The following is an 8,060-nucleotide window of genomic DNA, read 5'->3' on the forward strand; positions in this document are numbered from 1 at the left end:
CATGGCAAGGTCGTGTGGGCTCTAACAATTCGTCCAAGCCGACGCCGCTTCGCGGCGCGGCTTAACTCAGGTGTTAGGCCTCGGTCGGTTGGGCTAGCGGCTTCATCGCGCGTCACCGCCATCGTTTCGCCGCCGCTCCTCGCGGCACAGCCAAAGCTCGCGTTGGCGGCCCAAGCGCCTGCGCCGCCGCACGGCCGACCCGATTCCTGCGCTCGACCTTCACCGCGTCCGACGCTGAACATCGCGCTCGTCGTTGCGACCTCCGGCCAGTCTTGGCGTCGGTGGTTGGCGGCGCTCAGGACTTCGGGTGCATCCGCAAACCCCGGCCGCCGGCCCTCCCCGCCCCAGACTGCGGCTCCCGCTCCGGAAACAGCACCGCGCCGGCTTGCCCGCTGCGTCGCGCGAGTTCAAGCTTGGCCTAACAATTCGTCCAAGCCGACGCCGCTTCGCGGCGCGGCTTAACTCAGGTGTTAGGTGTCATGGGCGAGATTCCGGCCGCTGAAACAGAAAAAGCAGCAAAGCATGGGTGGCAAGGCGTGGTTGCTGCGCTAGCAGGCGGAGGGGCGTGCATTTGGCTCGGGGGTTCGCAGCTTGCCTCACCAGACGAGTGCGGCAAGAGCCACAAATTGCTTGGTCGGCTCATGACATGGGCATGCGAGACTTGGGGCGGGGTGCCGACAGGTATCCTCTTAATCCTGATGGGGGTCGTGGTGCTGTTTTCGGCGCTGCTGCCGGACCGGCATGACACCTAACAATTCGTCCAAGCCGACGCCGCTTCGCGGCGCGGCTTAACTCAGGTGTTAGCGCCCATAGGAGGTCATATGCGATTTGGGAGGAACTTCCTAGCGGCCGTGCTGGCGGCAGCACCGATCTTTGCTAGCGCGCACGAGCCAGCTCCGCAAATCCGATTCAAATTGGGTCAGTCCGGAGCAGACGCTCAGCTTGTTCGGGCACTGGATGGCGCCGAAGCTCAGGCGGCCCTCTACGCTGACCGCGATGCCCTACTCAAGTACCCGACCCTAAAAGCACACGTTTGGGGCTTCGCCGATGATGGCGAGTGCACCGGCTCTCGCTGCCGCGACCTCGCTCGTGCCCGGGCGGAGGCCGTTCGCACTTGGCTCGTGCGCGAAGGCGTCGCACCGGAGCGGCTCCAGGTCGACAGCTTTGGCACTGCCAGGCCGCTTGAGAATGGTTCCAGCCCGAGGAATCGGCGTGTGGAGATCGGCGCGGTCATTGAGAAACGTCCGGCTGGGCGCTAACAATTCGTCCAAGCCGACGCCGCTTCGCGGCGCGGCTTAACTCAGGTGTTAGCGCCCACCACCGGCTATCAATGAGAGCCGTAGTGGTCAGTCGCTGCGGTAGCACTCTCGTGCTCCCACCCGCCTCTGCCAAGCGCCGCACGGCCCCGCATCCTTATCGCAAGCCTTTCCGCATGGGGAGGCGCACCGGCCCGACCGCGCCCGCTCCGCTCAGAATCGGCGCCCTGCCATCTCGCGGTCGCTGGCCGTGGCATTCTCCGCACCATGCAGTTAGAACCCGCCCGCAAGGTCGTGTGGGCTCTAACAATTCGTCCAAGCCGACGCCGCTTCGCGGCGCGGCTTAACTCAGGTGTTAGACCCCTTTACCCACAACAAGGAAGTCCCATGAAAGTTCTTGCCGCGATGTTGCTTCTAAGTGTTTCGCTCGCCCACGCGACTGCACCCGCTCCAGTGAGCCCTGAAAGATGGATCGGTGCCAAGCCCGGCATCATCGTTTCCGTCGCTCCTGGATCGAAGCCTGGGCTGTATAAAGCAACCGCGCTGCTCATCGATTCGCGCGCCGGCCAAGTCATCGATTCGCTGTCCGAAGAAGCGGCTGCCGGCCAGGAGACATATCTCGAAGGCAAATCCGAAGGAATGGGGCATACGACTGCCGCAGGTGCCTCAATCACGATCTCCGCCGACGGAAAGAGCGCCACTTACACCATTAAGGTCGAGCAAGACGGCGCGGTTACGCGAACGGAGAGCGGGACCGTGAGTATTCTCGCGCCAGGGGTCTAACAATTCGTCCAAGCCGACGCCGCTTCGCGGCGCGGCTTAACTCAGGTGTTAGCGCCCGCAGTGAGGGCGTAGGTTTTCGGCGCTTGGTTCCGGCGCCTCAGCGCTGGGCGCCACGTGCCGCGCCGTCGCAAGCGAGTTGTCGTGCACCGTCGCGCGTGCCCGGAGAGTTCGCCGGCTCCACGCAGCGTGCCGCGCTGGGTGAAACGCACAGCCAAGCTTTCTGCAGCGCGGCACCCTGCCCGGCGGCATCTCGGCGGTTGTCGCACTCGCTCTGCCGTCGCTGAAACGGTCTGCCGCCCTGCTTGCGCAGCGCGGCCCGGCTAGCCGTCCACTGTCGCGCTCGTCGGCGCCGGCCTCACGGGCTGCTCCCGTTCCGGCTGGCCGTGGCATCCTCGGGGCCGTAAGTCTTTCGCGGCGCTTGTCCCAATCCGGGCGGGCGCTAACTAGTCGTTCAACCCGACGCCGCTTCGCGGCGCGGGTCAACTCCGGTGTTAGGCCTCATGATTCACGATCAGTCGCACACGGAGACACCAGTGCAGCATCCTTGGCCATTTACCGACCCTGTAAACGCAGCTGCATTCACCTCGTCGAAAGTCGCCTTGGCTAATGCGCCGGTGCTCGTTGTCGTGCACGATCACGAAGGTGAGTGGCAATTCCTGCACGGTGAGCTGTCGGATGAAGATGAATGCGTAACCGTGAGCTTGGGCGGCGCCGTTGATCGCGACCCCACATTAGCGGAGCTCGCCGAAATGCCGTCGGGCTGGTTCGCGTGCCGCGAGTCGGTGGGCGCACCGTGGTCCCGAGAGGCGTACGAGTTGAGCGAGCATGAGGCCTAACAATTCGTCCAAGCCGACGCCGCTTCGCGGCGCGGCTTAACTCAGGTGTTAGGCCCGCTTTGATGGATCGGCGTCGCCGCAAGAGGATGGAGAGATACTGGGCTCGCGCTGAAGCGAAGGCGCTGCGCTCCGTCGATCGCCTTGACCCAGCCAGTTGGTTCGATCTTTGGCACACACATCTCGATTGGTACGGCCGAGGTAACTCGTGCTCCGAGAACCGCCTCATGGTGAACGCGGCTGCCGTCCGGGTGCTCCAGTACCTGGAACGTCGCCTCGCTGCGCGGACCGAGCCGGTACAGGTCTGGGCGGATCTGAGCCAAGACACGGCGAACACTGGCATATATGCCCACTCAGAGAACCCCAACGGCTCGCCCTTCCCGGTGTCATTCCCTAACGTAGTCTGGGGTCAACTGGTGCCTGAAGAGGTTGCTGGCGCCGTGCCGCCATCCCACATGGTCGGTACTGCGTCCCACGAAGGCCGGGCCTGGTACATCGTGCAGCGCAGGCCTAACAATTCGTCCAAGCCGACGCCGCTTCGCGGCGCGGCTTAACTCAGGTGTTAGCGGGCTCAGGAAGGAACAATGCGAATGTCGCCCACGGGACGAACCCTTCTGGCAACTGCAATTTCCGCACCGTTGGCTGCGCTATCGGTCACGAGCTATGTCGCCCTGTTCCGGTCCGCTGACCGCAGCTGCGCCATGCACCAGTTCTCAGACTTGCCGCGGGCCCTGCCGTGGATATATCTGCCGGCTGCAGCGTTTGCACTTTTCTATTTGCTGCCAACCCAGTGGCTCATTGCACGCTTGGCGCGCGGTAACGCTCTTCTTCTCGCGCTTCTGTGGCTGGCGCCCGCTGCGCTAGCCGCGGCCGAAAGCGACGCGGACTGGAGCCTGCGCGCCCTATTTGCGGTCGGCTCGCTGCTCGTGGTCCTGTTTGCCTGCCGGCCCGTGCGGTCGCCCGCTAACAATTCGTCCAAGCCGACGCCGCTTCGCGGCGCGGCTTAACTCAGGTGTTAGGCCGCATGGGAAATTCAGAGGCGCCCGTGAGCTCTACAAGAATCTGGATTGCGGCGCTGGCAGCAGTGCTCGTCCAGCCGCTTGTGTTCATTGCGCGGCTTGCACCCGACTACATCGCGTCGCCCAGCCCGCTGTACGGTCTCGGCTTCGTGCTTGTCGCCGTCGTTGCAGTCGCGGCGGCCATGGTGTTGCTGTTTGGAGTCCCGCTCTTCTTCGTGCTCCGCCGCTTTAGTCGCGTCAGCTGGCTGTCGCTCGGCATCGCAGGTGTTTTACTAGGTGGCCTGCCGGCCGCTCTGTCTTGGCCGAGACCGCTTGAAGGTCTGTCAGCCGGTCAAAATTGGCACGGGAAGTACGTAGAAACCTACGTCAACGGTGCTCCGACGCGCTATGCCTGGCTCGGTTACTGGGAGGGAGTCGCGTACTTTTCTCTGCACGGGCTTGTCGGCGCCCTGGTCTTCTATGCAGTCTGGCGAAGGGGCTTGCGGCCTAACAATTCGTCCAAGCCGACGCCGCTTCGCGGCGCGGCTTAACTCAGGTGTTAGGCATCGCATGAAGATTCTCGCAATTGCAGCGCCTTTTTTTGTGGCCTCCCAACTCCTTGTGCCAATTCTTGTCGCAAATGACCCCGAGCCACTTGGCGCCTACGCTGGCCTGTACCTGTTCTTCGGCGCAGCAGCGCTAGTGTGCTCGCTAGCTTTTTTAGCAGTCGTCAGCCGTCGCCCTCTCAACCGAGGGTGGACTGCTGCTTCGCTGGCTGGTGCGGTTGGCTCCAGCGGCGTCGCTACTGCATTCTGGCTAGTGCTACCGTCTTTCGCGCTCAGCCATGCGTGGCTGGCCGGCCTCCTTGTCGCTGCGGCTGTAGGTGCGGCAGTGCCCAACGCTTTTCGGGCGGCGCCTAACAATTCGTCCAAGCCGACGCCGCTTCGCGGCGCGGCTTAACTCAGGTGTTAGCGCCCACCACCGACTGCAGAAAGAAGTCGTAGTGGTTTCCTCGCACCGGGCTGTCCCAAGCTCCGCCAGGCGGCGCCTCGGATCGCCCGCTCGGCCCGGCGTCCTTATCGGTACCCGCTGACCTCGAGCGGCGCTCGAAAGTGCACGCGCTCCGAGTCCACTCGGCTCGCGCCCAGCCACCTTGCCAGTCCCCCGGCCGTGGCATTCTCCGCACTGTGGAGTTGGGGCTTGCCGGTAAGGTCGTGTGGGCTCTAACAATTCGTTCAAGCCGACGCCGCTTCGCGGCGCGGCTTAACTCAGGTGTTAGGGCTCATGACTAAGAACAACGCACACGTGGTTTTAGCAGCGGCGATCTTGGCACCTATTTTGCTTTTTCTTCTGCTTTTCCTCCGCTTGCATCTGCCTGCGGCGGTGGCCGCCGCAGTCGCGATCCTCTCGGGGTGGGCCGCAAATGTGGGGTGGGCCAAATCGAGCGAACAGCTCGTCTCTCCGCCGCCAGCGTCGGCTAAGCACAGCACTACCGTCATCGCACAGCGCTTCGGCTGGCTCTGCCCCGCCATACTGGTTGCAGCCGCGTGGGCCGCTCTCCGGTTCATTTGGGGTTACACGCCATGAGCCCTAACAATTCGTCCAAGCCGACGCCGCTTCGCGGCGCGGCTTAACTCAGGTGTTAGGGCTCACTGCAAACTATCAGGGGAAATGCCGTGTCTGAAGATCGAAAGCAATCCACGTTCGTCACCGTCGTCGCCTGGATCTTCATTGCCCTCTCGGGCTTCGGCACTGTGATTTCCATTCTGCAAAACATCATGGTTCAAACCGTGTTTCGCAGCCCCGAAGTGTCCCAAGCCATGCAGGCGCCGCCGCCGGGGGCTCCGCCCTTTGCTGCGTTTATGGCCACCCACTTTCAATGGTTCTTCCTAGCGTTCTTGCTGATCTCTGCCTTCATGCTGGCCAGCTCCATCGGCCTGCTGAGGCGCCGCAATTGGGCCCGCCTGAGCTTCATCGGCCTCCTCTCGCTCGCGATTCTTTGGCAGGTTGGAGGCCTCGCCCTTCAGTTCTCCATGTTCTCGTCCATGCGGGAGCAGTTTTCGGCGGCGGCGGGCCAAGGTGGGCCGGATATGGGGCCCTTCTTCATTGCCGTGGCAGCGGTTAGCGTTCTTTTCGCAGTCGGCTTCTCGGTGCTGTTCGGGTGGATCATCAAGCGACTCCTGTCGCCGGCAGTGGTCGCAGAGTTCATCCGGTGAGCCCTAACAATTCGTCCAAGCCGACGCCACTTCGTGGCGCGGCTTAACTCAGGTGTTAGGCCACGCTATGGAACACCACGCTAGCCCGAACCCACCGCCGTTCGAGCCGGAACCTCGCCTACCACCATCCCACGGCCACCTGGTTTTGCTCGCGGGCTTCGGCACCACCATTTTCGCCGTCTGGGGATACGACATCGTTGCGTGTAATGGCTTCATTGCCGGCGCGGTGTCCGCTGCAATGCGGGTCGGGTTTCTCGTCTTTGTGCACACGCCGTCGCTTGTCGCGTGTCTCCTGATTCTTGCGTCGTGCACTGCGGTCGCCTATCGGCTCTCGGTGTCGGGAGCGTTCCGCAGCCGGCAGGAACTCCTCCCTCTACTCCTGCCACCTCCGGCGTTATTGGTCGGCATCGCCGTCGGCAAATTCGCGCACTTGTCGGTAATCTGCACGCTCCATCCTTGGGCTTAGCCGCCGTGGCTGTACGGCAGCGTGGCCTAACAATTCGTCCAAGCCGACGCCGCTTCGCGGCGCGGCTTAACTCAGGTGTTAGCTGCCTAAACCCATAACTTCGAGGACCGTCAGTGAAAGCATTTCTGCACCTCGCGCTACTTACGGCAATAGTCGGGGCATCTGCGTGTGCGAGCGGCCCATCCCGCAGCGTCGCTACGCCAACTGAAGCCACAAGGGCGGTTGCCACTCGTTTTCTGGACGCCCTAAACCGGCAAGACTGGGCCGCGCTTGATGAGATGGTCACTGCTGACTACAGGCACCATGTAGTTACGGCAACGGGTTTTAGTGAACGTACGTGGGAAGCCTTTCGGAAGGGAAATCAGACCGCTCATGCCGCTTCGCCGGACTGGACGAACACTCCGGTCCAAATGATTGTGGAAGGCAATCGGGTAGCAGTCCTAATCGCCGGGCACGGGACGCACAGCGGCAGCTTCGCCGGTGAAAAGCCAACCGGCCGGACAATGGACCTACCAGTAGCGGTCTTCCTGGAGATTCGGGGAGACAAGATTGCCGCGGACTGGGAGGTCTCAGATGCGGCTCCACTTATGCGGAAGCTCTCGCAGCCGTAAGTCGAATTTGCTGCATTCAAGTACGGCAGCTAACAATTCGTCCAAGCCGACGCCGCTTCGCGGCGCGGCTTAACTCAGGTGTTAGGCAGCACAATGCAGTGGCCCCGCGCTCGATATGCTCTTCACGTCCTTACTTGGACGTCGCCAGAGCCGGCTATCTATAGATGGTTGTGCTGGAAACACTTCTTTGCGGCATTGGACCCGGTGATCGCACTGTCACCTGGCAACGCGGCTATACGGTCGAGCCAGTTCCTGCCCGGTACCTCCGGCTCGCTACCCTTCGGCCGCATGGTTTGGAACGCAAAGAACAACGAAAAATGGACGGAGAAATACGCCTCGGAACCAGGCGTGCAGTTCTCCGGTACCGAGGTCTGGGTCCCGGACTGGAACACCGTTTGGAAGCAGGAAGTGCCGCCTGACGTTTTCGTGCGGGTCTAGCGTCCCGTAGGGCACGAAGTCCGCCAAGCGTTAATGCTCGCCGTCAGGGAGCCGCTCTACACGCCTAATGTCGCGCTGATTCGGTCGGCAGTGGACAGCATGGCTGATGCTGCCGCCGGAGCTGAGCAATACTTCGGCTACCAGCGCTGGGCCGAAGAGGTGTGGGATTCTGGATACAGCAACGGCCTCAGCGATCGCAATGTTCTGCAGGTGGTAAGCCAGCTTGTCCGGGTTGCTGCCTAACAATTCGTCCAAGCCGACGCCACTTCGCGGCGCGGCTTAACTCAGGTGTTAGGGGGCTGACGTGAGAGTAGTAGCGGTTGCAGCACTGGTTCTTCTTCTCGCGGTACCGGGCGTCGGGAGTTCTCGTTCGCGTCCTCTCGTGGGGCCGCTCAAACAACAGAATGCAGCCTACGACTGCTACTGGACGGCTCAAGCGCCCGCTCTCGGGCCCAGGGA

The 8,060-nt window shown here is 62.6% G+C and carries 9 protein-coding genes; all 9 read left to right on the forward strand.

The window, feature by feature from the left end:
* Positions 1 to 821 precede the first annotated feature (821 nt).
* The 9 genes from ACY35P_RS14475 to ACY35P_RS14515 all read left to right on the forward strand — a co-directional run bounded on the left by ACY35P_RS14475 (position 822) and on the right by ACY35P_RS14515 (position 7,844).
* The gene (locus ACY35P_RS14475) at positions 822 to 1,259 is read left to right on the forward strand and encodes an OmpA family protein (RefSeq protein ID WP_462116543.1); all 438 of its coding nucleotides are present in this window, start codon (positions 822 to 824) and stop codon (positions 1,257 to 1,259) included.
* Positions 1,260 to 1,643: 384 nt separating this feature from the next.
* Positions 1,644 to 2,039: a hypothetical protein gene (locus ACY35P_RS14480; protein WP_462116544.1), complete on the forward strand. Its 396-nt coding sequence runs from the start codon at positions 1,644 to 1,646 to the stop codon at positions 2,037 to 2,039.
* A gap of 533 nt (positions 2,040 to 2,572) precedes the next feature.
* Positions 2,573 to 2,875 (forward strand): hypothetical protein, encoded by a 303-nt coding sequence (locus tag ACY35P_RS14485; RefSeq protein ID WP_462116545.1) that lies wholly within the window; start codon positions 2,573 to 2,575, stop codon positions 2,873 to 2,875.
* A gap of 587 nt (positions 2,876 to 3,462) precedes the next feature.
* Positions 3,463 to 3,879, forward strand: coding sequence for a hypothetical protein (locus ACY35P_RS14490; protein WP_462116546.1), 417 nt, complete (start codon positions 3,463 to 3,465; stop codon positions 3,877 to 3,879).
* Between the two features lie 17 nt (positions 3,880 to 3,896).
* Positions 3,897 to 4,421, forward strand: a complete 525-nt coding sequence (locus ACY35P_RS14495; protein ID WP_462116547.1) for a hypothetical protein — start codon at positions 3,897 to 3,899, stop codon at positions 4,419 to 4,421.
* 733 nt (positions 4,422 to 5,154) lie between these two features.
* Positions 5,155 to 5,457 (forward strand): hypothetical protein, encoded by a 303-nt coding sequence (locus tag ACY35P_RS14500; RefSeq protein ID WP_462116548.1) that lies wholly within the window; start codon positions 5,155 to 5,157, stop codon positions 5,455 to 5,457.
* Between the two features lie 89 nt (positions 5,458 to 5,546).
* Positions 5,547 to 6,086 (forward strand): hypothetical protein, encoded by a 540-nt coding sequence (locus tag ACY35P_RS14505; RefSeq protein WP_462116549.1) that lies wholly within the window; start codon positions 5,547 to 5,549, stop codon positions 6,084 to 6,086.
* Positions 6,087 to 6,665: 579 nt separating this feature from the next.
* The gene (locus tag ACY35P_RS14510) at positions 6,666 to 7,163 is read left to right on the forward strand and encodes an ester cyclase (protein WP_462116550.1); all 498 of its coding nucleotides are present in this window, start codon (positions 6,666 to 6,668) and stop codon (positions 7,161 to 7,163) included.
* Positions 7,164 to 7,634: 471 nt separating this feature from the next.
* Positions 7,635 to 7,844 (forward strand): hypothetical protein, encoded by a 210-nt coding sequence (locus ACY35P_RS14515; protein WP_462116551.1) that lies wholly within the window; start codon positions 7,635 to 7,637, stop codon positions 7,842 to 7,844.
* Positions 7,845 to 8,060 lie beyond the last annotated feature (216 nt).

The organism is Lysobacter xanthus, assembly GCF_047159895.1.

What these genes read in the sequence shown, in the direction of transcription:
- ACY35P_RS14475 (WP_462116543.1), top strand. Translation starts at nt 822, where the DNA reads ATGCGATTTGGGAGGAACTTCCTAGCGGCCGTGCTGGCGGCAGCACCG.
- ACY35P_RS14480 (WP_462116544.1), top strand. Translation starts at nt 1,644, where the DNA reads ATGAAAGTTCTTGCCGCGATGTTGCTTCTAAGTGTTTCGCTCGCCCAC.
- ACY35P_RS14490 (WP_462116546.1), top strand. Translation starts at nt 3,463, where the DNA reads ATGTCGCCCACGGGACGAACCCTTCTGGCAACTGCAATTTCCGCACCG.
- ACY35P_RS14495 (WP_462116547.1), top strand. Translation starts at nt 3,897, where the DNA reads ATGGGAAATTCAGAGGCGCCCGTGAGCTCTACAAGAATCTGGATTGCG.
- ACY35P_RS14500 (WP_462116548.1), top strand. Translation starts at nt 5,155, where the DNA reads ATGACTAAGAACAACGCACACGTGGTTTTAGCAGCGGCGATCTTGGCA.
- ACY35P_RS14515 (WP_462116551.1), top strand. Translation starts at nt 7,635, where the DNA reads ATGCTCGCCGTCAGGGAGCCGCTCTACACGCCTAATGTCGCGCTGATT.